Genomic DNA, 26,296 nt, shown 5'->3' with positions numbered 1-26,296 from the left:
GGGATATTAGGTAGGTAAAACCATGGGCGAGAATGAACAAGAAATTACGCCGGCACATAAGCCTGACTTAATCATGGCGGACATTACATAATTCACAAGCGAAGCCTGAAAATAAACTCACCATATTGTTTGAATCGTTGCCAGACTTAAAACAGGTCATTCGGAGAGAACGTGATGAAAAAGCCAGCCCCGCCAGAACTCAACGGCGAAATTATTCACGAACGCAGATTAATGCCGCTCGGTTTAATTTCTCTTTATGAAGTTACCTTCAATAATGGCAAATATGCCGTTATGCGTTTGGATAAAGCCCAACCCTTTCATCAGGGTGACGTTTTTAAACGTGTTAATGACTGCTGGTATTGTGATGAAGAATTAATACATCCAGTGGCTTTTCAGTTTGTCGATCAGGCTGAAGCGCAGCGGTCATTTATCGAATATGAGCGATAATATTATCTTGCGGTCTTTCACATCGGCGAATGAAACGCAGCGAGTTGGTCCGGTTGCGCTGGCGGCAAAGACATCCAGAAATTCACATCCATGCTGGTTTCATATTCCGCATGCGCCTCAAGAAAAATATGCTCGCCGCTGCGCGATTGCCCGCCGTAAAGCCAACCGCCCTGCACCTCACCATTTTCAAATTGCACGATGCACTCCTGCTTGAAGCCGGGCGCTTGTTCATTTACATCAATCCATTCAAGAATATGGCGCATTCTCTTACTCCTCGGCAATAAACAGTGATTTACAGTGCGGGCATAACATAGCTTGTCCGCGTGCTTGCTTTAAGGAAGATTGTGGGCAAAACTTTTTACAGACTGGACACTGAGTTTTGACTTCCCGGCGTGATAAGCTTTCTAAAAATTGATTTAACCAGCTCATGATTTATTTCCTTTTCAGTTAACTCATTCTAACACACCTGATTTTTTTCATTGCAGCTAACACTTGACAACCAGGTTAAAGATCTTCAACCCCATAATTACGTTCAGTTAAATGTTTTAAATTAACTTTTATTTTATAAACCAACCGTTAAATTGTTTTAGCGCTATACTCAAATAAGACAAATATTTTCCCTCGCCCTCTCTTATACCGTCGACTTTCCTGTTGATAGTGCTGACTTTTATAATCCATTGGATTTTTTGCGACGCCATTATGAAAAATAAACTTCCCACCGGGTCATTCACTAGCAGTAGTGCGCTTCCGGCAACGGCACGCAGTAGTTTTGAGTTTTTACATCACAGCGGTGTTTACCAGGCGAACCGGCCAGATGTTTTTTCCGAGCGGCAAATGGAAATATATGGCGAGCGTCTGGCAAAAACGCATCATCTTTCCGACGCCAAAAAAAGCTATAAATTATTGCAGCGGCTGACGGAAAACGAACAGGCGCTGATAAAAAGCGCTGAAATATTAAGTACCGGTGAGAAGCGTAATTTGACACCGGCTGGCGAATGGTTGCTGGATAATTTTTATATTATTGAAGAGCAAATTCGGATGGTGCGCCATCTGTTGCCCACCAAATTTGGTCAGGGTTTACCTGCGCTGAAAGACCCCGCGCACTATTTGCGTATTCAGGCGATCGCGGATGAGATGATCAGCCACAGTGATGGCCGCTTAGAGTCAGCAGTGTTGGCGACCTTTATTCATGCTTATCAACGCGTGACGCCGCTGCTAATGGGTGAACTCTGGGCGCTTCCCGCCATGCTGCGCTTTGCGCTGCTCGATAACCTCGCACGTATTGCGCAAGGTGTTGCTGAGATTCATCAGGAGCGCAGCCAGGCCGAAGCGTGGATTAATGAGATCGTTCATCACTCCGCCAGAGACGCCACTCGCGTGATTCAGGTGATCGCCGATATGGCGCACAAAAACGATCAGCTTTCCGGCGCGTTTGTCGCCGAACTGGCACGCAAACTGAATGGGCAGAATCACTCGCTGGCGCTAACGTGGGTGGAGCAACACCTGCTGAACACCGGGCGTAATACTGCGGATGTGATTGAACAATTCAACCGCCAGCTGGCACTGAGTCAGCTCTCGGTCAGCAACAGCATTGCCGGATTGCGCCAGCTGGGCGAAATCAACTGGCAGGATTTGGTTGAGTCGCTGAGCCTGGTAGAGCAGGTGCTGGCGCAGGATCCCGCCGGGATTTATCCGCAGATGCATTTTGACAGCCGCGATCAATATCGGCATGTGGTTGAAGAGCTGGCTCGCCAGAGCGAATTCGATGAGCTAAACGTGGCCAATCAGGTGCTGGCGCTGAGCCGTCAGGCCGCATTGCCAGCGCGCCAACAGCATATTGGTTACTTCCTACTGGATAAAGGGCGTGCGCAGCTTGAGCAACAGCTAAAGCCGCGCCGTTCCTGGCTGAATCAGGCGCGCCATCATCTCAGCCAAACGCCGCTGCTCTCCTGGCTGGGCAGCCTGACGTTATTGACAACCGCTTTCAGCGCCGAAGCGCTGTTTTTCACTCATCAATCCGCGATGTCGGTGGTGCTGTGGCTGTTACTGGTGCCGGCGGTAATTTTAATCAGCAGCCAGCTCGCCCTGCAGCTGCTCAGCGAAGTGACAACCCGCACCCGCCATCCGGTACCGCTTCCGCGACTTGATTACGAGCGGGCGGTACCGGATGGCGATCGCACGCTGGTGGTGATCCCCTGTTTAATCAGCAGCAAACATGGCACCGATGCGCTGCTGCGGTCGCTGGAAACCAGCTATCTCGGTAACGCGCTCGACAACATCAGCTTTATGCTGCTGGCCGATTTCACCGACAGCGCGGCCGAACACGATGACGATGATGCAGAAATCATCGGTTATGCGGTGCTGAAAATTCAGGCGCTCAACCGCCGTTACAGCAGCAAGTCGCACAATGATGGGCTTTTTTCTCTGCTGCATCGCAACCGTGTGCTAAACCCTTCGCAGGGCGTGTGGATGGGTTACGAGCGTAAGCGCGGCAAATTGCATGCGCTCAATCGCTGGCTGCAGGGCGAAGAGGAGACATTTAACGTTATCGTCGGTGCCAGCCAGGCGCAAATGCGCACCGTGAAATATGTCATCACCCTCGATAGCGACACCATTCTGCCGCGCGAAACCGCGCACAAGCTGATTGGCATTATGGCGCATCCACTCAATGCGCCGGTATTTGATGACAGCCTGAACCGCGTAGTGGAAGGCTACGCCATTCTGCAGCCCCGTCTGGCGGAGGAGATTCCGCCTTTTGGCCAAGGCCGCTACGCGCGCCTCTCCAGCAGCGTGCCGGGCAACGATGCCTACTCGTCGATGTCTTCCGATATCTATCAGGATCTGTTTGGCGAAGGCTCGTTTGTCGGCAAAGGCATTTACGATGTGGCTGCGTTCACCCGCGCGACGCGCAATACCTGCCCGGAAAATCTGGTGCTCAGCCATGATTTGCTGGAAGGCTGTTATGCGCGCTCCGGCGTGGTCAGCAATGTGGTGCTGTATGAACACTATCCGGATAACTATCTCAGCGATGTCGCGCGCCGTTTCCGCTGGGTGCGCGGTGACTGGCAGTTGCTGAACTGGCTGAAACTGCGCGTGCGACTGGAGGATGGCGGATATCAGGCCAATCCGCTGAGTGCACTATCGCGCTGGAAATTATTCGATAACCTGCGTCGCAGCCTGATTGCGCCCGCCTTACTGCTGCTGATGTTTCTGGCCTTTAGCTGGGTGGCGAATCCGCCGTTTTGGCTCGGCTGCATTGCGCTGTTCCTGCTGTTGCCCAGCGCCTTAGCGTTGAGCATGGAAGGCATGCGCAAAAGCAAGACGCGCGCCTGGCAGCATCATCTCACTATCCTGTCTTCGGATGCGTTAATGCGCCTGAGCCGCGCGGGACTGACGCTGGCGACACTACCGCATGAAAGCTACTGGTCGCTGAAGGCGATTATTGTCACGCTGTGGCGACTCAACGTGAGCGGGCAGTTTCTCCATGAATGGAAAAGCGCCTCGGCGGGCAGTTCCTCGCCCACGCCGTCACTGCGCCATTTTTATCAGGCGATGTGGTTTAATCCGGCGGCGGGCGTTGCACTGTCACTTTTAACCGCGCTGGTTAATCCTGAATTGATTGCGCTGGCGTTGCCGATCTCGCTGCTGTGGCTGATCACGCCGTGGCTGTTGTGGCAGTTGAGTAAACCAGCCCATTCGCGCCAGAAAAAGCTCTCCGCCGAGCAGCAACAGTTTTTGCGCCATACCGCGCGTCACACCTGGGCTTGGTTTGAAGATTTCGTCACCGCTGAACATAACCACTTGCCGCCGGATAATTTTCAGGAAGTGTTGCAGCCGGTGGTGGCGCATCGCACCTCGCCGACCAATATCGGGCTGTCGCTGCTGGCCAATTTAACCGCATGGGATTTTGGCTACATTACGCAGAAACCGGTGATAGCCCGTTCGCTCGCCGCGCTGGATAGCCTCGATCGCATGGAGCATTTTCGTGGACATCTCTACAACTGGTATGACACTTACACGCTGAAGCCGTTAAATCCGCGCTACGTCTCCACCGTCGATAGCGGCAATCTCGCCGCGCACCTCGCCACCCTGCAGGCCGGGCTTGCGCAGTGGAAGCATCTACCGGTGCTCGCCTTGCCAGTGATCATGGCCGGTCTGCATGACACCTTGTTGCTGGCGAAAGCGCAAATGGGCACAGAGCGTAACGATCGCTGGGATGAGTTAACCGCGCAGTTTGCTGCGCTGCAACAGGCCGCGCCCGCTGCGATTGCCAGTCACCTCTCGTCGCTGATCGCGTCGAGTGAAATTCTGCTGGCGCAGATGCAGCTGCCGCCGTTGCAGGTGAAATGGTTCGAACGGTTTATCCACCAGCTCAGCGATTTGCAGCAGGAGTGGACGCTGTTTTTCAGCTGGCTCACGCCGGATGATGATCTGCCTGCCGCCCTACCTTCTCTGCTGTGGCTGAGTGAGTTAGAGCGTCATCGCCCCGGCCTCCATTCTCAGCTCGCGGCGTCTGTGATGTGGGCCGCGCGTGAACGCATGGCGACCTTGCTGGAGCTGGAAGGACGGCTGGAAGATCATGCAAAAATGGATTTCCGCTTTCTCTATGTCGAAAAAACCGCGCTGCTCAGCGTGGGTTACAATCTCGACAGCGGCGCGCTCGATAAAGGCCATTACGATCTCTTCCCGTCCGAAGTGCGCCTGACGCACTACTACGCCATCTCTGCTAATCAGCTGCCGGTAAAAAGCTGGTTCGTGCTGGGCCGTTTGTTCACCCAACTGGATAACAAACCGGCGGTGATGTCGTGGAGCGGCTCGATGTTTGAGTACCTGATGCCGCATCTGGTGATGCCGGTTTACCCGGATACGCTGCTGGAAAAAATGGCACTGTCGGCGGTGAAGCAGCAGATCGCGTCCGGTGATGCCGCGCAGATTCCGTGGGGCGTCTCCGAGTCGGCTTACGCCGCGTTCGATGACAGCCAAAACTATCAATACAAAGCCTTTGGTACGCCAGAGTTAGGGCTGAAGCGTGGCCTCAACGATGATCATGTGGTTGCGCCCTACGCCTCGCTGTTGGCGCTGATGGTGCTGCCGCATCAGGCCACCGACAACCTGATGCGACTGAAGAAAATGGGTGCCTGCGGCAAATACGGTTTCTATGAGGCGCTCGATTTCACCACGCAGCGCCTGGCGCGCGGCCAGCAATTTGTCGCGGTGAAAACCTACATGGCGCATCACCAGGGCATGGGTTTTCTGGCGATTTCGCACCTGCTGCATGAAGCGCCGATGGTGGCGCGGTTTATGTCGAGTGCGCGCTTCCAGTCTTCCTACTTGCTGCTGCAGGAGCGCGTGCCGGATGACATTGAGCTGTATACCCCGCGTCGGCAGTTCGTTGACACCAGCGAGATCAAACCGCGTTCAGATACGCCCGAACTGCGCGAGTTCAGCGGCTCGGCGGCGCATCTGCCGCAAATCCAGCTGCTGTCGAATGCCAATTATCATGTGATGGTGACGCAATCCGGCACCGGGTATAGCCAGTGGAAAGGATTGGCGTTAACCCGCTGGCGCGCCGATGGCACCAGCAATCAGCACGGTATCTTCTGCTACATCCGCGATCGCCAATCCGGCGAGCTGATTAGCCCGACGTTCCAGCCCAGCGGTGATGCGCGCCCGCAGCACATTGCGCGCTTTACCGACGCCGGCGCGGAGTTTGAATCGCGCATGGAAACGCTCAGCACCCGCACTCAGGTGGTGGTGTCGCCAGAAGATGATGTGGAAATCCGCCGCATCGTCCTGACCAACCATTCACGCCAGCTGCGTGAAATAGACATCACCAGCTATGCGGAAGTGGTGCTGGCTTCTGCCGCCAGCGATATGGCGCATCCGGCGTTCAGCAACCTGTTTGTGCAAACCGAAATCGTCACTGAACTGGAAGCGATTCTGGCACATCGCCGCCCGCGCGATGAGAAAACCGAGCCGCTGTGGATGTTCCACGCCCTGCTGATTCACGGCACCAGCGAGCGCGATACGCATTATGAAACCGACCGCGCACAGTTTATTGGTCGCGGCAGAACCGCCGCCAATCCGCAGGCGATGGCAGCCGATGGCGTACTCAGCGGCAGCGCAGGTGCGGTGCTCGATCCATTGCTGTCGATTCGCCAGAAAATCGCCATCAAAGCGGGTAAATCCGTCACCCTCGATCTGGTGTATGGCGTCACCACGCAGCGTGATGCCTGCCTTGGCTTGCTTGAGAAGTATCGTAACAATGTCTACGCCAATCGGATATTTGAAATGGCGGCCTCGCACAGTCAGGTGGCGCTGCGCCAGCTGAATATCCTCGCTGAAGATGCCAGTTTGTATAACCAGCTCGCCAGCGCGGTGATTTTTGCCAGCCCTGAAATGCGCGGCGACAGCCAGCGTCTGCAGCAGAATCGCCTGGGACAATCGTCGCTGTGGCGACACTCGCTGTCTGGCGACTTACCGATCGTGCTGGTGCGCATCGAAAGCGATACCCAGCTCAGCCTGGTGAGCAATATGATCAAAGCGCATCAATACTGGCGTCAGAAAGGATTGACGGCAGATTTGGTGATCCTCAACGGCGAGCAAATCGGCTATCAGCAGCTGTTGCAAAATCAGCTGATCAAAATGATTTCATCGGGCGAGATGCAGATGCTGACCGACAAGCCTGGCGGCATCTTCCTGCGCCAAAGCGAGCACTTTGCGGCCGAAGATGTCACGCTGCTACTCAGCGTAGCTGCCGTGGTGCTGGAAGGCCGCAACGGCAGTTTGGCCGACCAGCTGACGGTGCTGTTAAAACCGCAGCCGGTGGCGCCGCCTTGCCGCTTCCTGGCGCATAAACAGGCCTTTCCTGCGCCCGCTCGCCTCGCTGAGCCGGAAAACATGCAGTTGTTTAATGGCACCGGCGGCTACAGCGCCGATGGCAGTGAATATCACATTTTGTTGTCCCCACATCAGCAGACGCCCGCGCCCTGGTGCAATGTGCTGGCAAATAAACAGTTTGGTAGCGTGATTTCAGAAAGTGGTCAGGCCTACACATGGTATGAAAATGCGCATGAATACCGCCTGACGCCGTGGCACAACGATCCGGTCAGCGATACGTCGGGCGAAGCCTTTTATTTGCGCGATGAGGAGAGCGGCGATGTCTGGTCGCCTATGCCGCTGCCGATGCGCGGCGCCGGAGATTATTTGACGCAGCACGGCATGGGTTACAGCCGCTTTATGCATCAGGAGCAAGGCATTAGCAGCACGCTCACCACCTTCATAGCTGGCGAGCAGGCGGCGAAAATCACCCTGATTCAGCTCAGTAATCTGTCTGGCAAAACCCGCCATTTGTCGATCACCGGCTACGTCGAATGGGTGCTGGGTGAGCTGGTGAGCCAATCTGCCCGCCATGTACAAACTTCTTCGGCGATGGTTGCGGATGGCAGCGCCATTCTGGCGGTAAATCCCTATACCAGCAGCGGATCGATGCGCACCGCCTTCTTCGCCGCATCCGGCAATCAGATTGCTTTCAGCGGTAATCGCCTTGAGTGTCTGGGCCGCAATGGCTCGACGCGTAAGCCAGCGATGATGCAAGCGCGTGGCTTGTCGGGTAACACCAGCGCGGGTCTCGATCCCTGCGCCACTCTGCAAACGCTGACCACCTTGATTGACGGCGATACGCGCACGCTGGTGTTTGTGTTAGGCGCGGCGGAAGATACCGCAGCGGCGTTGACGCTGATGCAGCAATTTCTTCCCAGCGAACAGGCGGAAGCCGAGCTGGCGAAAGTGCAGCAGCAATGGCGCAATCTGTTAAACAAAGTCGAGGTGCAGACGCCCGATACAGCGGTGAATCTGCTGGCGAATAACTGGCTGCTGTACCAAACGCTGGCCAGCCGTTTGCTGGCGCGCAGCGGTTATTATCAGTCCGGTGGCGCATTTGGCTTCCGCGATCAGTTGCAGGATACGTTGTCGCTCACCCACGCCGCGCCAAACTTACTGCGCGATCAGCTGGTGCTGTGCACTTCCCGCCAGTTCCTCGAGGGCGATGTGCAGCATTGGTGGCATCCGCCTGCCGGACGCGGCGTGCGCACCCGCTGCTCAGATGATTATCTCTGGCTGCCCTTTGCACTCTGCCACTACATCACCGCCACGGAGGATCTTGCGCTGTTAGAACAGCCGATTAGCTATCTTGAAGCGCCACTGCTCACCGCCGAAGAAGAGTCAGTTTACAGCCTGCCGAACGTCAGTCAGCTGCAGGAAAACCTGTGGCAGCATGGCTTGCGTGCCATCCAGCATGGTCTGCGGTTTGGTGAGCATGGTTTGCCGCTGATGGGTTCCGGCGACTGGAATGACGGCATGAGCGAAGTGGGTATTGCCGGTAAAGGTGAAAGCGTCTGGCTCGGCTTTTTCCTCTACAGCGTGCTCACGCGCTTTGCCGCGCTCTCCACCCGTATCGATCAGCCGGAAGCCGCCAGCTTGTGCGAAAAACAGGCGGAGAAGCTGAAAACGGCGCTCAATCAGCTCGCCTGGGATGGTGAATGGTTCCTGCGTGGCTACTTCGATAACGGTGAAACCCTGGGTTCGCAGCGCAACGCCGAATGTCGCATTGATGCCATCGCGCAGAGTTGGTCGGTGCTGTCTGCGGCTGGCGATCACGACAAATGCGCCTCGGCAATGCAGGCGCTCGATCAGCAATTGGTGGATAGCGATAACGGCCTGATTAAACTGCTGACGCCGCCGTTCAATGGCGCAGGCCCCAATCCGGGATACATTCGCGGTTATCTGCCTGGCATCCGTGAAAACGGTGGGCAATACACGCACGGCGCGCTGTGGGCAATTATGGCGTTCGCCGAGATGGGCCAGGTCGAGCGCGCATGGGCGTTGCTGGCGCTGATCAATCCGATCAATCACAGCCTGGATGCGAATGCTGTTGCAACTTACAAAGTCGAACCTTACGTGATGGCGGCGGATGTTTACAGCGCCGAGAACCATGAAGGTCGTGGCGGCTGGACGTGGTACACCGGATCGGCGGGCTGGACTTATCAGCTGATCATCGAAAGCCTGCTCGGCATCACGCGCCACGGCGATACATTGCGGCTGCGTCCGCGTCTGCCCAAAGCATGGCCGGGCGCGAAGGTGATTTATCACGAAGGGGCCGCGCGCTATGAGATTGAGATGCTTCGCACGCCTGGCGCTTATCAGCTGTGGCTGGATGATGTGCTGAGTGCCGATGATGCCATCAGACTCAGCTCCGACGTCGGGAATCATCAGGTACGAATTCATCTCGCTGAGTAGTAATCACTAAGGTCATTAGTTTTCACCATAGCCAGCAGTGGAAAATATCGCAGCGCCCTGCCAGCGGCTATTTTAGGGTTATTCTCCCCTACAAGGAGAATGACTAATGAGCCTCTTATCACCCGGCAATCGCCGGGATTTTCTTTCCGCCGGCATGAAACTCACCGCCGCAGGCACCTTACTCAGCGCGGGCATGAGCCGCAGCGTTCAGGCTGCTGAAACCTGCCAACCGGCGCCTGCCAGCCGCGTTGATGCCACACACTATCTGCTGCGCAATGTGCGACTGGAAGAAGCCTTTATCCGCAAACAGGATGTCATCACCGCCACGCAAACCGGTTTGTATGATGTCGAGGTGAATGCCGGTAAGATTGCCGCCGTTCATCCTGCGGGCGTCAGCCTTAATCTGCCAACGTGGGACGCCGCAGGTTATCTGCTGCTGCCCGCCACGCGCGACATGCACATCCATCTCGACAAAACTTTCTACGGCGAAAGCTGGCGCGCCCCGCTGCCGCGCCACAGCGTGATCGATATGATCCATCAGGAAGAGCAGATTCTGCCCGAGTTGGTTCCGACTTCTGAAATCCGCGCTGAGAAACTGATTGGCCTGCTGCAATCCAAAGGCAGCAGTTCTGCACGCAGCCATTGCAACATCGATCCGGTCAGTAAATTACAAGGTCTGGAACATCTGCAGCAGGCGATTGCCAACCATCGCGATGATTTTCATGCCGAAATTGTCGCCTTCCCGCAGCACGGATTACTACGCTCAAACGTTGAAGGCATGATGCGCGAAGCGATGAAGATGGGCGCGAATTATGTCGGCGGGCTGGATCCGACCAACGTTGACGGCGCGATGGAGAAGTCGCTGGATACCCTGTTCAGCATCGCGCTCGATTTCGCTGCACCGATCGATATTCATCTTCATGAAACCGAACCGCACGGTGTGGCGGCGATCCGCTACATGCTGAAAACGGTGCGCGACAATCCGCAGCTAAAAGGCAAAGTCACCCTCAGCCACGCCTTTGCCCTGGGAACGTTACAGGGTAACGAATTAGCGGCGATGATTGAGGAACTAAAAGAGCAGCAGTTTAGTATCGCCACCACCGTACCGATTGGTCGCGTAATCATGCCGCTGCCGCAACTGCGCGCCGCTGGCGTGCCGGTGTGGTCGGGCACCGACACCATCGCCGATCACTGGCAGCCCTTTGGCAGCGGCAGCATGCTGGAGAAAGCCAACATCTATTCGCAGCTCTATCGTGGGCCGGATGAGTATTCACTGAGTCGCGCGTTAGGTATCGCCACCAACGAGGTGTTGCCGCTGAATAGCCACGGCGAACAGCAATGGCCGAAAGCACAGGACCACGCCACCATGATGCTGGTTAACGCCAGCTGTTCTGCGGAAGCTGTTGCGCACATCGCGCCGGTGATGGCGACGTTCTATAACGGCAAACAGACGTTTGGTGGATTGGCGAAGAAGTAGATTCCCTGCCAATAACGATGATGGTCGCCATGAATGGCGACCCTACGAATGGGCAAGGTTTTCGTTGGGTGCGCATTCATGCGCACCAGGTAAACATAGTCAATTTAGGCATTTGCCTGCGGCTGCTGTTTTCCTTAGCTTGAAATCCTCAACAGGAGAGGAACCTATGACAGCATCAGCATTACCGGTGGCGATTGTCACCGGCGGCAACAGCGGCATTGGCCTGGAAACCGTGAAGTTATTGGCGGCCGATCATCAGGTTTACGCCATCGGGCGCAATCAGCAAACCTTGCAGGCTTTGGAACAGGTCACCAATGTGATTCCGGTTGCACTGGATATCACGGATTTTGCCGCCGTAGCCGCGTTCACTGCCACATTAAATCGGGTTGATGTGCTGGTGCATTCGGCGGCGATCTCGATTCTCAGCACCACTTTTTCCGCTACGCCAGAACTGTGGCAACAGCACCTGAATATTAACGTCATCGCGCCTGCTGAACTCACGCGCTTAACCTTGCCCGCACTGCGCGCCGCGCAGGGCAAAGTGGTGTTTATCAACTCCGGTTCGGGAACGCTGGCGCTGGCGGGACACGTCATTTACTCCGCCTCGAAATTTGCCCTCACCGCGCTGGCGCATGCGCTGCGTAGCGAAGAGAGCGAACATGGCGTGCGGGTCGCAACAGTCGCGCCCGGCCCGACCGATACGCCGATGAATCAAGCCTCGCGTGCCCGCGCGGGCAACCATGCGCCGATCAATCCGCAGGAGTATCTCGATGCAACTTCAGTGGCGCGCGCCGTGCGGTTTATCGTGGATAGCCCGGAAGATACGCAGATTGCAGATATTGTGATTCGTCCGCGCCGCGATAAAGCGAAACGCTGATTCAGCAGTAAAAAATCCCTAACGCGGGGCTGCCATACGGCGGCCTTTTTCTTTTTTTGCTTTTTTTAGCAATATTCTCACCGCTCATTCGTCTACCTCATCACCAGCAGTTATCCGTTAATGTAATGAGGACACAAACAATGAGAGATTTTGATATGCACAGACACGGTCATCGGGATCATTTTGGCGGCCATCGCCTGGCGAAACCGCTGCTGATGGGCGCGGTGATCATCGCCGCACTGGGCTTGTTGGTGATGTCGCTGTGGAATGCGTTGCTGCCGGGCATCATCGGCGTGAAAAGCATCGGCTTCTGGCAGGCGCTGGGTTTGCTGGCGTTGTGCCGCATCTTGTTTGGCGGTTTGGGATTCCGTCCGGGCATGTTCGGCATGGCGCGACGCCGTATGCACGAGCGCTGGATGCAGATGACGCCGGAACAGCGTGAAGAGTTTATGCAGCATCGCCGCAATCGCTTTGGTCATCGTGGCCACCACGATCGTTGCGACTGGCATGGTCGTCGTGATGAGCGAGGCGAAGCGCGTCCGCAGCCGGAGAATAATCCGCCTAAATCCAGCGACGCCGAGTAAGCGTGATGGCGCAGGATTCACTGCTGATGTCGGCAATCACCGCCTGTCGCACCAAGCTGAATGCGTTCATTCGCGGGCGAACCGTGATACGTGAAGATGCCGACGATATCTTGCAGGAAGTCACTTATAAGCTGATGCAGGTGGAGCAGCCGGTGGAGAATGTCGCCGCCTGGCTGTTCCGGGCGGCACGCAATGAAATGACCGATCGGGCGCGGAAAAAGCGTGAGCTGCCGCTGGCCGATTTATTCGGTGGCAACGAAGAGCAAGATTTCCCGGAAGATGAGCTGGCAGAAACCTTATTTGGCGTGCCGCAAACGCCAGAAGATGAATATCTGAAAACGCTGCTGTGGCAAGAACTCGAGGAAGCGTTAGCCGAATTACCTGACGCGCAGCGCGAGGTATTCGAGAAAACCGAACTGCTCGGCTACAGCTATAACGAGTTGGCGCAAGAGAGCGGCAGCAGCGTGCAGACGTTATTATCGCGCAAGCACAAAGCGGTGCTATTTCTACGCACGCGGCTGCGTAACCTGTATGACGAAATAACCGGATAACCCGATTGCCTGGCAATCGGGCATCATTTACCACCACTTTTTCTCTTGCTGCGGCTGCAAAAATTGCACGCCCTGCCCAAGTTGTGGCATCGACACATTTATCTGCTGTTCCTGCGCCAGCGCCACAATTTGATTAAGCGGATCGTTCCATTGATGAAAGGCTAAATCGAAAGCGGCATTGTGAATCGGGAACAGCCATTTCGCGTTGAGATCGTTAAAGGCTTTAATGGTGTCCTGCGGCAGCATATGAATATCGGCCCAGCGACGGTCATAGGCGCCGTTTTCCAGAAAGGCCATATCGAATGGGCCGAATTTATTGCCGATCTGTTTGAAACCGTCGAAATAACCGGAATCCCCGCTAAAGAACAGGCGAAATTCATCGCTGATAATGCTCCATGAGCACCACAACCGTTTATTGCTATCAAACATGCCGCGGCCAGAAAAGTGCTGCGATGGCGTGGCGACAAAATGAATACCGCCGATATTCTTTGATTCCCACCAATCCAGCTGGGTAATTTTTTCCTGCGCCACGCCCCAGGATAACAGCAAATCACCGACGCCCAGCGGCGTCAGGAAATAGCGCACGTGATCTTTAAGCTGCAAAATGGTGTGGTAATCCAGATGATCGTAATGATCATGCGAAAGAATGATCCCTTCGATGGGCGGCAAATCTTCAAGCGCAATCGGCGCAGGCTGGAAGCGTTTGGGACCAAACCATTTAAAGGGCGAAGCGCGCTGCGTAAATACCGGATCGGTCAGCCAATATTTGCCCTGCATTTTAAACAGCAATGAAGAGTGACCGAGGCGAAATACGCTGTTATCCGCCGCCGCCGCAAGTTGCTGCGCATCGAGTTTGATTAACGGCAATGCAGATTCAGGTGCGGTATTTTTCGGTTTATTAAAGGCAAAATCCCAGAATAGTTTGGCGAATTCAATCAATCCTAACTGCTGGCGTGGGATTTTATTGTTAAACCTTTTGCCATCAAACTGAGCGGATTGCGGATAGCGTTTTATATTGCAGCGAGAAATGCTCGAACTATTCAACATTGATCTTTTACCTCTCATCGCGGGTCCTTCAGAATAGCCACTTTTAAGGCATCGCACATCGCATATTGGGCGATTGATGACATCGCTATCGCCGATAGTTAAAGTAATGCTTTTGCTTGATTTTATGAGGGAAAATGAAACGTTTATTTGTTTACGGTACGCTCCAGCCAGGCCATTCAAACGCGCATATCCTGGAAAACATCGGCGGCGAATGGCTGGCGGGATCGGTTTCTGGCACCTTCTATGAACGCGGCTGGGGAGCAGCGGCCGATTTCCCCGGCATTGTGTTGCAGGAAAACGGCCCGCGCGTGCCAGGATATCTGTTTATCTCAGAGAAACTCGAACCGCATTGGCCGATGCTCGATGAGTTTGAAGATGGCTACGATCGCGTGGAAGTTGATGTCACCACCAGCAATGGAGAACAGGTGACAGCGTGGATTTATCAGTTGCAGCCGCGAACATCTTCATAAGGTATAATTTTTTTCAAAACGCGTGTAACTCTATAAACAACGGAAAAATATATGTCAGGTAAGACGAATGATAAAGGGATGAACAATGTCCCACTCGAGAGCAGCTGCATCGTTCTAACTGATGAGTCATGGAATGCGGTTGCGAAATCCTTAAAACAACCGCCATTACCTAATGCACGTTTACAAAAAGCGGCAGAGCTAAGTCGTGATGAAACATGTTGGGAATTTTATCGGGAGTAGAATGTTTAATTTCGCCCTTTCCTCTTCCACCCCAAATGCGGTGCGACGCCTTCAATAAAATCGGTGATGATCTGGCTGTACTCTTCGTTGGTGAATTCGTAGGGCAGTTCGACGCGGAACTCCGTCACTTCACGTAACAGCGGATCATCAATCAGCTGCGCGACGATCTCTTCACTGCTGCCGACAATATCCTCGGAGAAGATGGTGCGCTTCGGTCCTTGCGGCTCCAGCGTGCGTTGATAGCGGCTGGCAGCGAAATCCTGATAGCGTTTGATGGTTGCACGGTTGGCGTTATCGGTGGGAATAATCACGCGGCCTGCGGCAATGCGTGGCTGGCGCGACGCGTTTGCCGGCCAATGCTGTCTGAATGCGCGAATCAGCGCCAGTTGCGCCTGGTGATAATCGCTGCTGACCTCGGCTGACGTTAAATTGCCGATCAACAAATTGAACTGATTTTCCGCCGCCCACTGAATCGAACGGTGTGAATTGCCGCCGTACCACAAGCGATGCAGCAATTGCGGTGACGCGGGCTGCACACGCGGCCGCTGGCGATTGCCCGGCGAGATGACGTAAGTTTCATCATCGCCAAAGAATTGCCCGCTGAGGTTTTCCTGCAATTTTTTCAGTCGAGCGTAACTGAAATCCTGCTGCCGCCAGTCGCCGTGAAACACGTTATCGCCGATCAATTCGACATGGTTCGGCGCACCGGCGCTTAATCCTACGTTGAGTCGCCCATTGGACAGCACATCGACGGTGAGCAGATCTTCAGCCAGGCGAAATGGGCTTTCGTATCCCATCTGAATGACCGCGCTCCCCAGCTCAATCGTGCGCGTACGCTGCGTGGCGGCGGCGAGAAATACGCTGGCAGAAGAAACGCCATGCTCAAGATGACGCTGGCGCACCCACGCGCCGTCGTAGCCTAACGTTTCGCCCAGTTCGATCAGTTGCAGCGTCTCTTCCAGACCTTGTCCGGGCGCGTCATCCGCATAATTGCCCGGCGTGAGAAATGAGATGTGTGAAATGTTCAGCATGCTTCTCTTCCTTGTTATCTCGATAGCGCAAATTATGGCGATCGGCATTCCACGGAAGAAATAACCTATTCAGCACTGGTTATCTGATTAACGACTAATATCCTGCTGAGAGCGTTTTTTGCTGCCTATAACCAAGGATTACATGATGATCAAAGTCTGCAACGCATGCGGCACATCTTACGATGAGCAGCAAAGTAAAATCGAACACTGCAAAATATGTGAAGACGAGCGGCAGTTTGTGCCGGCCAGCGGGCAAAAATGGGCTTCGTTTAATGCCCTGCAAGCCACACACTGCAATAAATGGCAGCAGCTCGCTGCCAGTTTATTTAGCCTGCAAACCGTGCCCAGCTTTGCTATTAATCAACGCGCGTTTCTGCTGCAAACGCCGCACGGCAATATCCTGTGGGATTGCATCGCGAATTTTGATGATGCCACCAAAGCGATTATTACCGCGCTCGGCGGTATTCACGCCATCGCTATTTCGCATCCGCACTATTACAGCACCATGCAGGATTGGGCGGCGGCGTTCGACGCGCCGATCTATCTGCACGTTAACGATAGTGAATGGATTATGCGCGACAGCCCGCATATTCATCTTTGGCGAAATGACGAGCTGGAGATTGTGCCGGAAGTGAAGCTGGTTCGCCTTGGCGGACATTTTGCCGGCGGATGCGTGTTGCATTGGGCGCACGATGACGGCGTGCTGTTGAGTGGTGATATCGTGCAAGTCACGCCTGGCGCGGATGCGGTGTCATTTATGTGGAGCTATCCAAATATGCTGCCGTTACCGGCGGCGGCAGTCAGCGATATGATGCGTCGGCTGGCGGCGCTAAAATTTTCGCGCTTATACGGCGCATTCGAGCATCGCCAAATTCTCACTGACGCGCAGCGGATCGTGATGCAGTCGGGCGAAAAATATATTGCCTGCTTGAAGTCCTGAACGAATTGTAAGCAAACGCGCTACAGATGGATGTACAGACGTCTAAACATCCATTATAGTCCGTTCCCTACGTTAAGAGGGGATCTGCGCAATGAAGAAAATTTTACTCACGACGCTGCTGTCTGCATCCGTGGCGCTGCTTAGTGGCTGCAACAAAGACGATGAAAATCAAATCAAAGTGGCCATTAATACCGGACCTGACCAGGCGCTGTGGGATACCGTGAAGCAAGTTGCGCACGACAAATATCAGCTGGATGTCGATGTGGTGGCCTTCAATGATTACGTGCAGCCGAATGAAGCGCTGTTCAACAAAGATGTCGATGCCAACGCCTTCCAGAGTTTGCCTTATCTGGAGATGCAAGCCAAAGAGCGCGGTTATCACTTTGCCGTTGTCACCAACACCTTCGTGTTCCCGATTGCGGGTTACTCGCGCAAGATTAAATCACTGAAAGCGTTACCAGATGGCGCCACCGTGACCATCTCTAACGAAGCCACCACGCTCGGCCGCAGCCTGCTGCTGTTGCAGGCGCAGGGTTTAATCAAGGTGAAACCGGAAGCGGGCCTGCTACCAACCACGCTGGATATCACTGACAATCCGAAGAAGCTGAAAATTGTTGAGGTGGATACGCCGCAGCTGGCGCGTACGCTGGACGATCCGCAGGTTTATCTTTCGATCATCAACAACAACTTCGCCGCGCTGGTGAATCTCTCCGCCTCGCGTGACGGCATGTTTATGGAAGGCAAAGCCTCGCCTTATGTGAATGCGATTGTGGCGCGTGAAGATAATAAAGACAGCGCCAACGTACAGAAGCTGAAACAAGCCTTCCAGTCGCAGGAAGTGCTGGATAAAGCTAACGAGATCTATAAAGGCGATATTATTAAGGGCTGGTAATCCGGCGAAAACTGCGCAGTGCGTTACTGCGCAGTTTCAGCTTATTTAAAATCGACTTCCATCAATTCCGCAATAGTGGCATTACGCGTTGAATCGACACAATGATGCAAATAGTCGGTAAACTTTGACGAGGGCGGCATGCCAAGCTCCATTAATTTCTCATTACTGAATACCACATTCAGTTTTGAAAAATGACCGTATAAATTCATTGCCCGTAATACGATGCGTTCATTACAGGGACCAAACAGCGAGGAGAATGAATTCTTACTTGCTGCCAGTTCACGGTAGTTCACTTTCTGATACTTTTCAGCAACGGCATGACCTCCTGAAGCTTTGGCCATCGCTATATCAATCTCAGCAAATGTGACACTACTATTTTCCCCCGCCGATATATGAATAATCTTTCTCTCTACATTCGGTGCCGTCAGTAATAACTCCAGCGCATCGGCACAGTAATCGACTGGCACCACATCAATGCGGTCATTCAGCTCACACATAAATTTGCCCAGCGTGAGCGCCATGCGGAATACCCAAAAAATACTTGGCGATGGTGCACAGCCACAATTTGAATGCCCCACCACAATCGAGGGCCGCGCGATGACTAAGGGCAGATTAGGTAACATCTCGGTCATCATTCTTTCAACCGTAGCTTTACTCCACGTATATTCCACAACGTGCTGTTCGCGCAGCGTATACAGCTCACTCTCCACCACCAGCGAATTGGCTTCGGGCGCACAGGACATTGCGGTGCCGACATGAACAAAGCGTTTCAGCCCTTTCACTCGCGCCATACGACTGGCAAAGGCAAAGGTGCCCTCTACGTTCACTTTCCAGATTAGCGGATTGGCACCAAAAGAGGCGACGGCTGCGCAGTTAAGGACATGGGTAACTTCATTGAGACGACAATCATCAGCAAAGAGTTCGGGTTTGGCTAAATCGCCAATCAGGATATTTTCGCGTGTTAACTGATTTAATTGAAACTCTTCAATCGCAAATTTTGCCAGGTTATTTTTTACTCTTTTTAATCCTTCATCGCGACTATCAGCTCTAACCAGTAGCAGCAGATGTTGCTGTTGGCTTTTTTTTAGCAAGTTAACCGTGACCGCACCACCCAAAAAGCCGGTCGCACCCGTGATTAGGATTGTATTCATCATTTAGATCTTCGCGTTAGTTGAGGGGGAGAAGCATGTGTTTATCTGCGCTTGAATCTAAGCCTGCCGAGGTAAATGGTGCATAAATGGCCTCTTGCCAGTTGACTCAACTCTCAACCTGGTGAGCAATGGTTTAAATTTGTTTAATTTATGTTACGTGCGCGTTTAAATGGCGTGGATTAGCCAGCTACGCTTAGAACGAAAAATGAGCGCGATATAAAAATGGTGTAAAAATACCGGCGATACGCGTAAAAATGCTGTACGTAAAATCGCCTGCCACTGTTCGCTTCGGTCGCAAACAGGTATGTTCGCCCTCATTAGCCTCAAACCTGATAAACCACAGGAAATCTATGAGTCAAAGTGAAAAACAGTCCTTGCCTGCTGGCATGTTGGCGGCCGCTGGGATCGTGTTTGGGGATATCGGCACCAGCCCGCTTTATACCCTTAAAGAGTGCCTCTCCATTTTGCCTAACGGCGAGATCTCCACCACCGCGGTGATGGGATTTTTGTCGCTGATTTTCTGGGCGCTGACGCTGATCGTGACGCTGAAATACGTCTGTTTCGTGATGCGCGCCGATCATGATGGCGAAGGCGGCGTGTTAACGCTGATGTCACTGGCACGCCAGCATGTCGGGCCGAAAGCGTCGCACATCATTGTGTTAGCGGGCTTGATTGGCGGCGCCTTCTTCTATGGTGATGGCGTGATCACGCCAGCGATTTCAGTGCTGTCGGCGATCGAAGGTATCGAAGTGGTGTCACCGGAGCTGGATAAATATGTGGTGCCGCTGGCGGTGGCGATTCTCACGCTGCTGTTTATGATTCAAAAACACGGCACCGAGAAGGTCAGTAAGGTTTTCGGCCCGGTGATGTTTGTCTGGTTTGTGTCGATTGCCCTGTTAGGCATTCGCGGCATCCTGCTTAATCCTGAAGTGCTTTACGCGCTGAATCCCTCCTATGCGCTGACGTTCCTGCTTAGCCACAAAGCGCTTTCGTTTGCCGCGCTGGGCATGGTGGTGCTGGCGGTGACCGGCGCGGAGGCGCTGTACGCCGATATGGGACATCTGGGCAAAGCGCCGATTCGCATGGCCTGGCTGGTGATCGCCATGCCCGCGCTGGTGCTCAACTACTTCGGTCAGGGCGCGTTGGTAATTGCCGATGCGCAGGCCCTCAATAATCCGTTCTTTAATCTCGCGCCGGGTTGGGGACAGATCCCGCTGATTGTGCTGTCAACGCTGGCCACAGTGATCGCCGCGCAGTCGGTGATTACCGGCGTGTATACGCTGACGCATCAGGCGATCCGTCAGGGATTTCTGCCGCCGATGCGCATCATCTTCACCTCGCACACGGAATCCGGTCAGATTTATATTCCGGTGGTGAACTGGCTGCTGTTTGTCGCGGTGACGGTGATTGTGCTGGCTTTCCGACAATCTTCAGCGCTCTCTTCGGCATACGGCATAGTGGTGACCGGCACCATGGTGATCACCGCTTGTCTGGCGGGCGTGGTAGCACTGCGTAACTGGAAGTGGCCGCTGCCGGTGGCGCTGGTTTTCCTGCTGTGCATGTTAAGCATTGATGTGCCGCTGTTCAGCGCTAACCTGATGAAACTGCTCTCTGGAGGTTGGGTGCCGGTGCTGCTGGCGCTGAGCATGATGGGATTGATGCTCATTTGGAGCAGCGAGCGTAATCGCCTGATCCGCAAGTTGAATAACGATCCTGAGAGCCTGCAGGCGCTGGTGCGATCGCTGGAAACCAATCCGCCAAGCCGTGTGCCTGGCACCGCAATCTTCCTCTCCCGTAAGGAGCATGAGATTCCGCAGGCGCTGCTGCATAACCTCAAACACAACCGCGTGCTGCATAAACGTGTGGTGCTGCTGCATATCCGCACCACCGATATCCCGCGCGTCTACAACCAGAAACGCCTGAGTATCACTCAGCTGTCGCCGTCGTTCTGGCAGGTGACCGCCGCTTACGGCTGGCGCGAGACGCCGTCAATGGCGGAGATCCTGCATCTTTGTGGGCTGGAGGGATTGGGTTGTACCGTCAATGAAGCCTCGTTCTTCACCTCGCACGACACGCTGGTGATGAAGAAGAGAAAAGGTTTGATGCGGGTTAAAGGCGGTATTTTCCATTTCTGCCAGCGCAATGCACAGCGCGCGCATGAGCAATTTAATATCCCGCCGAATCGGGTCATCGAGCTGGGCGGGCAGCGCGAGTTTTGATCGATTCACGGCGCGCATTCATGCGCACCTGGTCGCCATGAATGGCGACCCTACAAAATCCCGCGAAATAACCGTAGGGTCGCCATTCATGGCGACCTTATTTTTTCCGCCAAATGTAACCAGATGAAAAAATAGTCGCGTAAGTTTGAATGAGTTGTGGCTGAATCTTTCTTAACATCTAATTAGCAATTAAAGCTAAAACGCTTAACCTGAAAAGGTGTTTATTAACTTCACCGGCAATCATCACTCGCCGTAAAATTTAGGGTATCAGCACATTACCAACAATTGAAAGATTCGTAGCTGCGGCCATTGGCTCAGTTATTATTTGCGAGGAGTATCGCCATGAAACAATTAATTAATGACGTAATATCTATTTTCACACCGCAATCTGTTAAACCGGTTTTAATTCGCGGCGATTTAACCCATCGCGAACTTTCATCGATTCATCCGGTAGGCTTTACTTCGGTGAGCTGGGCGACTTCAATGGAAGAACTGAATGACGCCTTTGTGCAGAAAGCCGTTGCTGCCGGTGCGGTGGGTTATCACATCACCGAAGTGGAATCCCACGAACCGGCGCACGACGGCCAACACGTCATGGCCGCCACTGCCACTCTTTACCACATCAACAGCAAAGTGGCTTATGGCTAATGCTAATACCCGTCATACTTCAAGTTGCAGGAGCGTTGGCCGCGCATGTTCACCCCAGTCACTTACTAATGTAAGCTCCTGGGATTCACATACTTGCCGCCTTCCTGCAACTCGAATTATTTAGGGTATTTATAATTTACCCTTCATCATCGGCAGGCTTTTTTCTGCAAAATAGTCGACAAGAAAATCAATAAACACTTTAATGCGCGGCGATTCAGACGCGCGCTGCGTGTAAACCGCCCAGATATTCGCTTCCTGATACCATTGCGGTAATACGTGCAGCAATTGGTTTTCGCTTAAATACGGCGCCACATCCCAGGCAGAACGCAACGCAATACCGTGCGATTTTAACGCCCAATTCAGAATCACTTTTCCGCTGTTCGATGAGTAATGGCTATTCAGGCGACAAACGATTTTATTTTCGCCGTCCGTTAACGTCCAATGCCCAAAGGTATTATTATTTTCATTAATAATAAGACAGCTGTGATCGATTAAATCATCCAGCGTCTCCAGCGGACGCGACCGGGCTAAGTAATCTGCAGTTGCACAAAGAATGCGCCGATTGGCGGCTAATTTTCGTGCAATGTAGGCGTGATTCACATCATCACCCACCCGAATATCGACGTCTGTGCCTGACTGCAATAAATCAATATCGCGATCGCTGAGCATCAATTTGATGTTCAGTGACGGATGACGCGTCATAAATTCGGCAATCGCATCGGACAAATAATCCTGACCAAAGCCAAATGAACAGGCCACAGTCAGATCGCCGGTTAATTCGCCGCGCCACTGCTGAAAGTTATTCAGGAAGGAATCCATTTCATGCACCACGTGCAATGCACCTTCCAGCGCCTTTTCACCTTCTGGCGTCAGGCGCATCACGCGGTTGGTGCGGAAAAACAGCCGGGTTTCCAACTGCTTTTCGAGGATGGCAATCCGCTTGCTGATGTAGGATGGCGACTGGCCGAGCTCAATCGCAGCGCGGCCAAAACCTTCATAGCGCGCTACGCTGATAAAGACATACAGATCTTCGACCGACGGCCAACCCTGAAGCGGCTTCTGATAACTTTTTCCGGCAAGCAGTATTTTCATCACCATCACGGCGTTAGCGAAATTTAGCCGGTTATAACACAGAATCCAGAAAGCACTGAAGCTGACTTAAAAACAGTTCAGGCACTTCCTCATGCGGTGAATGACCGCAAGGTAATGCGTTGCCCTGAATATTGCGCGCTTTATCCCGCCATGTTTCCTCCACGTTATATAACTGGCCAACCGTGCCCTTTTCTCCCCATAACAACAGAAGCGGCGCTTCAATGCGTTTAGCGCTGTCCTGCGCATCATCGTCTAAATCAATCGTCGCCGCGGCGCGATAATCTTCGCACACCGCGTGAATCATCTCTTTATTTTGATAGCAGCGCAGGTAATCGTTGAAGATGACCTCCTCGGTGGCGCCCGGCGTTTTTAATTGCCCATCAATGTGTTTACGCAGGAATAACGCCGGATCGTGGCCGATCATGGTTTCAGGTAATGGATAAGGTTGAATCAGGAAGAACCACCAGAAATAGCGCGTGGCAAACGCTTTGTTGGTTAAGGCGTACATGGTCGCGGTCGGCGCAATATCAACAAACACGCAGCAGGAAAGTTTTTCCGGATGATCAAGCGCCAGCCGATGGCCCACGCGCGCACCGCGATCGTGCCCGACAAACGCTACGCGCTCTAATCCCAACGCCTCGATTAACAGGCTGATATCCTGCGCCATCATCCGTTTCGAGTAAGCGCGATGCGCCTCATCACTCGGCGGCTTGTCGCTGTCGCCGTAACCGCGCAGATCCGGCAGGATTACGCGATACTGCTGCGCCAGCTGCGGTGCAATTTTGCGCCACGCCAGATGATTTTGCGGATGTCCGTGCAGCATCAGCAGTGGCGGACCTTCGCCACCCATCGCAACGCGCAGCGTCACGCCGTTCGCCAGACGCACATCGCTCAGCGTAAAGCCGCTGATAAAGGGTGAATCACCGCGTGGCGTAATCTCATTCATGCTTGTGCATCCTGTTGGATTTGATCGCGTTTTAGCCACGGACGCTGGGCAAAATGTTGCGTTTCAAACTGGGTGATGTCAGATTCGTACTGCAACGTCCAGTCCACCGCGCTGCCGCCGCCCAATAACATCTCGCGTTTCAATGCACTGACCGAAAAGGCAATGCGTTGATTATTGAAGAGGATCGCCTGTTGTTCCAGCGACACGGTAATGCGATTACTGGCGGCATCGTTCGCTACCGCGCTCAGGCGCTGATAATCCCCTTCGCTTAACGTCAGCGTCAAAACGCCATTGCGCTGGCAGTTATCGTCGAAGATGCCGGCAAAACTGGTGCCGATAATGGCGCGGATGCCGAGCTGATTAAGTCCCCAAACCGCATGTTCACGGCTGGATCCACAGCCGAAATTGGCGCCCACCAGTAAGAAGGCGGCGTTTTCCCAACCGGCTTGATTAAGAATGAAATCGGGATTTGGGCGGCCGTCGGGCAGGAAGCGCTGGTCGAAGAACACACCGCGGTCCAAATCTTTACGATCGATACCTTTGAGAAACTGCTTCGGCATGATCACATCGGTATCAATATTGGCCGCCGGTAATGGCGCCAGCGTGCCAGTAATGTTGTTAAATGCTTCCATCTTAAACCTCTGCAGTCATGAATTTGCGGACATCAACCAGATGACCGGCAATCGCGGCGGCGGCAACCATCGCCGGGCTCATTAAGTGCGTGCGCGCACCCGCGCCCTGGCGGCCAGGGAAATTGCGGTTGGTACCGGACGCACAGCGATCGCCGGGCGCTAACACATCTTCGTTCATCGCCAGGCACATCGAGCAGCCCGATTGACGCCATTCGAAACCGGCGTTGACGAAAATCGCCGCTAAACCTTCCGCTTCTGCCTGCTGACGCACCTGCGTCGATCCCGGCACGATAATGCCGCGTACGTGCGGCGCGATTTTGTGTCCGTCGATAATGGCGGCGGCAGCGCGCAGATCCTCAATGCGGCCGTTGGTGCAGGAACCAATAAAGGCATGCGTGATGGCGATCTCCGCTAACGGCGTGCCGGGTTCCAGCCCCATATATTGCAGCGCGCTACGCAGCGTCTGCTGTTTCACCGCATCTGTTTCCTGCGCCGGGTCGGGCACGTGGCCGGTAATGGCACTGGCTTGATCCGGGCTGATTCCCCAGGTCACTTTGGGTTCAAGATCGCTGCAGTCGATAGCGATGCGGCTATCGAAACGCGCGTCCGCATCGCTGCGTAAATCGCGCCACTCCGCAACGGCCTGCTGCCACAACTCGCCGGTCGGCATTTGCGGTTTGCCGGCGATATAGGCAAACACTTTTTCATCCGGCGCAATAATCGCACCGCGCGCACCGGCTTCCACCGCCATGTTGCACAGCGTCATGCGCCCTTCCATGCTAAGCGCTTCGATGGCATCACCGGCAAATTCAATGGCAAAACCGGTCGCGCCTGATGCGCCAATCTGCTCGATCAGCGCCATGATGATGTCCTTCGCCGAACACCCAAACGGCAGCTCGCCGCTGACCGTGACCAGCATGGTTTTCAGCGTGCGATAAATCAGGGTTTGCGTCGCCAGCAGATGCTCGATTTCCGAGGTGCCGATACCGAAACCGAGCGCGCCAAACGCGCCGTAAGTGGTGGTATGGCTGTCGCCTGCGGCAATCACCATACCGGGCATTACCAGGCCTTGCTCGTGCGCCACAACGTGTTCGATGCCTTGACGCGGGTCAAGCACATCGAACAGTTCGATGCCAAAATGCGCGGCGTTCTGGCGAAAGTAATCGACTTGTAACTGTCCGCCCGCGTCGGTCATCGCCTCATCACGCTCGGGGCGCGTCGGGTTAACGTGATCGACATTCAGCAAAATGGTGCCCGGATTGCGCACAAGACGCTGGTGATCGCGCAGGCCGCTAAACGCCTGCGGGCTGGTGTACTCATTGAGAATCGAGCGATCGATGTAGAGCAGCACATGCCCTTCGTCATCTAACTTACGAACCACATGCTGATCGATCAGTTTTTCATACAGTGTTTTGTTAGCCATGCCGTTGCCCACGCGAAAAGTAAAACAAGTCATTAGAGGCGTTAGGGTAAATCAGTTTGTGCGCGGGGAACGAACACGCTTCGTGAAGTGATGTTTTATGAAATGTGCAGTAGCTAAGTTGGTCGCCATGAACAGCAAAAACTTCGCGCACGCTTTGTAGCGGCGCAATTGATTGCGCGATGAATCGCGCCGCTACGCAATGTGCTTAAAATAGCAGGAGTTTTATTTGACCTAAGTCGCGTCTACCGATATAAAGAATAACCGCGCAGCTTAAGCGGTTTATCTCCGATTAATCCCCCCTTCTGCTTATATTTCACGCTATTTTATTTTTT

At 53.9% G+C, this 26,296-nt stretch carries 21 protein-coding genes; 12 read left to right on the top strand and 9 right to left on the bottom strand.

The window, feature by feature from the left end; genetic code table 11:
• Positions 1–174: 174 nt before the first annotated feature.
• Positions 175–447: a hypothetical protein gene (locus K5Y30_RS19630; protein WP_222212988.1), complete on the top strand. Its 273-nt coding sequence runs from the start codon at positions 175–177 to the stop codon at positions 445–447.
• Positions 448–464: 17 nt separating this feature from the next.
• Here K5Y30_RS19630 and K5Y30_RS19625 read toward each other — a convergent pair whose 3' ends face one another.
• Positions 465–710, bottom strand: a complete 246-nt coding sequence (locus K5Y30_RS19625) for a hypothetical protein (RefSeq protein ID WP_222212986.1) — start codon at positions 708–710, stop codon at positions 465–467.
• 4 nt (positions 711–714) lie between these two features.
• Positions 715–876, bottom strand: coding sequence for a YnfU family zinc-binding protein (locus tag K5Y30_RS19620; RefSeq protein WP_217548267.1), 162 nt, complete (start codon positions 874–876; stop codon positions 715–717).
• Positions 877–1,146: 270 nt separating this feature from the next.
• Here K5Y30_RS19620 and K5Y30_RS19615 point away from each other — a divergent pair, with 270 nt between their 5' ends.
• The 5 genes from K5Y30_RS19615 (at position 1,147) to K5Y30_RS19595 (ending at position 13,233) form a co-directional block, all read left to right on the top strand.
• A complete protein-coding gene (locus K5Y30_RS19615) occupies positions 1,147–9,744 on the top strand; it encodes a GH36-type glycosyl hydrolase domain-containing protein (RefSeq protein ID WP_222212984.1) in 8,598 nt (2,865 codons plus the stop codon).
• 106 nt (positions 9,745–9,850) lie between these two features.
• Positions 9,851–11,221 carry an amidohydrolase gene (locus K5Y30_RS19610; protein WP_222212982.1) on the top strand — a complete coding sequence of 457 codons (1,371 nt, stop codon included), beginning with the start codon at positions 9,851–9,853 and terminating at the stop codon, positions 11,219–11,221.
• Between the two features lie 166 nt (positions 11,222–11,387).
• The gene (locus K5Y30_RS19605) at positions 11,388–12,098 is read left to right on the top strand and encodes an SDR family oxidoreductase (protein WP_222212980.1); all 711 of its coding nucleotides are present in this window, start codon (positions 11,388–11,390) and stop codon (positions 12,096–12,098) included.
• 140 nt (positions 12,099–12,238) lie between these two features.
• A complete protein-coding gene (locus tag K5Y30_RS19600) occupies positions 12,239–12,682 on the top strand; it encodes a hypothetical protein (RefSeq protein ID WP_061719254.1) in 444 nt (147 codons plus the stop codon).
• A gap of 5 nt (positions 12,683–12,687) precedes the next feature.
• Complete coding sequence (locus K5Y30_RS19595) at positions 12,688–13,233, top strand: RNA polymerase sigma factor (RefSeq protein WP_222183371.1); 546 nt, start codon at positions 12,688–12,690, stop codon at positions 13,231–13,233.
• Between the two features lie 27 nt (positions 13,234–13,260).
• On the opposite strand, the gene K5Y30_RS19590 is transcribed toward K5Y30_RS19595, so the two are convergent.
• Positions 13,261–14,280, bottom strand: a complete 1,020-nt coding sequence (locus K5Y30_RS19590; RefSeq protein WP_222183373.1) for an MBL fold metallo-hydrolase — start codon at positions 14,278–14,280, stop codon at positions 13,261–13,263.
• A gap of 134 nt (positions 14,281–14,414) precedes the next feature.
• Between K5Y30_RS19590 and K5Y30_RS19585 the strand changes: the two genes are divergently transcribed.
• On the top strand, positions 14,415–14,750 hold the full coding sequence (locus tag K5Y30_RS19585) for a gamma-glutamylcyclotransferase family protein (RefSeq protein ID WP_222183375.1): 336 nt from the start codon (positions 14,415–14,417) through the stop codon (positions 14,748–14,750).
• Between the two features lie 51 nt (positions 14,751–14,801).
• Positions 14,802–14,990: a DUF1778 domain-containing protein gene (locus tag K5Y30_RS19580; RefSeq protein WP_222183377.1), complete on the top strand. Its 189-nt coding sequence runs from the start codon at positions 14,802–14,804 to the stop codon at positions 14,988–14,990.
• Between the two features lie 5 nt (positions 14,991–14,995).
• Here the strand turns inward: K5Y30_RS19580 and K5Y30_RS19575 are convergent, their stop codons facing one another.
• Entirely contained in the window at positions 14,996–16,021 is a 1,026-nt protein-coding gene (locus K5Y30_RS19575; RefSeq protein WP_255602545.1) for an LLM class flavin-dependent oxidoreductase, read from the bottom strand.
• Positions 16,022–16,166: 145 nt separating this feature from the next.
• Between K5Y30_RS19575 and K5Y30_RS19570 the strand changes: the two genes are divergently transcribed.
• Entirely contained in the window at positions 16,167–16,961 is a 795-nt protein-coding gene (locus K5Y30_RS19570) for an MBL fold metallo-hydrolase (protein WP_222184279.1), read from the top strand.
• A 91-nt stretch (positions 16,962–17,052) separates the two neighbouring features.
• Positions 17,053–17,853 (top strand): MetQ/NlpA family ABC transporter substrate-binding protein, encoded by an 801-nt coding sequence (locus K5Y30_RS19565; RefSeq protein WP_222183381.1) that lies wholly within the window; start codon positions 17,053–17,055, stop codon positions 17,851–17,853.
• A gap of 41 nt (positions 17,854–17,894) precedes the next feature.
• Here the strand turns inward: K5Y30_RS19565 and K5Y30_RS19560 are convergent, their stop codons facing one another.
• Complete coding sequence (locus K5Y30_RS19560) at positions 17,895–19,004, bottom strand: SDR family oxidoreductase (RefSeq protein WP_222213055.1); 1,110 nt, start codon at positions 19,002–19,004, stop codon at positions 17,895–17,897.
• Positions 19,005–19,354: 350 nt separating this feature from the next.
• On the opposite strand from K5Y30_RS19560, the gene kup reads away from it, so the two are divergent.
• Together kup and K5Y30_RS19550 are read left to right on the top strand one after the other, a co-directional pair.
• Positions 19,355–21,223 (top strand): low affinity potassium transporter Kup, encoded by a 1,869-nt coding sequence (gene kup, locus K5Y30_RS19555; RefSeq protein WP_222212978.1) that lies wholly within the window; start codon positions 19,355–19,357, stop codon positions 21,221–21,223.
• Between the two features lie 342 nt (positions 21,224–21,565).
• On the top strand, positions 21,566–21,871 hold the full coding sequence (locus tag K5Y30_RS19550; RefSeq protein WP_101761538.1) for a DUF1471 domain-containing protein: 306 nt from the start codon (positions 21,566–21,568) through the stop codon (positions 21,869–21,871).
• A 129-nt stretch (positions 21,872–22,000) separates the two neighbouring features.
• On the opposite strand, the gene K5Y30_RS19545 is transcribed toward K5Y30_RS19550, so the two are convergent.
• Genes K5Y30_RS19545 through leuC form a run of 4 tightly spaced genes read right to left on the bottom strand, consistent with a single transcriptional unit; the run spans position 22,001 to position 25,964 of the window.
• The gene (locus tag K5Y30_RS19545; protein WP_222212977.1) at positions 22,001–22,963 is read right to left on the bottom strand and encodes a LysR substrate-binding domain-containing protein; all 963 of its coding nucleotides are present in this window, start codon (positions 22,961–22,963) and stop codon (positions 22,001–22,003) included.
• A 31-nt stretch (positions 22,964–22,994) separates the two neighbouring features.
• Positions 22,995–23,909, bottom strand: coding sequence for an alpha/beta fold hydrolase (locus K5Y30_RS19540; RefSeq protein WP_222212975.1), 915 nt, complete (start codon positions 23,907–23,909; stop codon positions 22,995–22,997).
• Positions 23,906–24,541 (bottom strand): 3-isopropylmalate dehydratase small subunit, encoded by a 636-nt coding sequence (gene leuD, locus K5Y30_RS19535; RefSeq protein ID WP_222212973.1) that lies wholly within the window; start codon positions 24,539–24,541, stop codon positions 23,906–23,908. The genes K5Y30_RS19540 and leuD overlap by 4 nt, the downstream gene beginning before the upstream one ends.
• Before the next feature lies 1 nt (position 24,542).
• Positions 24,543–25,964, bottom strand: a complete 1,422-nt coding sequence (gene leuC / locus K5Y30_RS19530) for a 3-isopropylmalate dehydratase large subunit (protein WP_222212971.1) — start codon at positions 25,962–25,964, stop codon at positions 24,543–24,545.
• Positions 25,965–26,296: the final 332 nt, after the last annotated feature.

This window comes from Pantoea sp. DY-5, assembly GCF_019795955.1.
GTDB classification, from domain to species: domain Bacteria; phylum Pseudomonadota; class Gammaproteobacteria; order Enterobacterales; family Enterobacteriaceae; genus Pantoea; species Pantoea leporis.
Note: the sequence above shows the minus strand (reverse complement) of the source record. Positions and strands in the feature narration are given on the sequence as shown.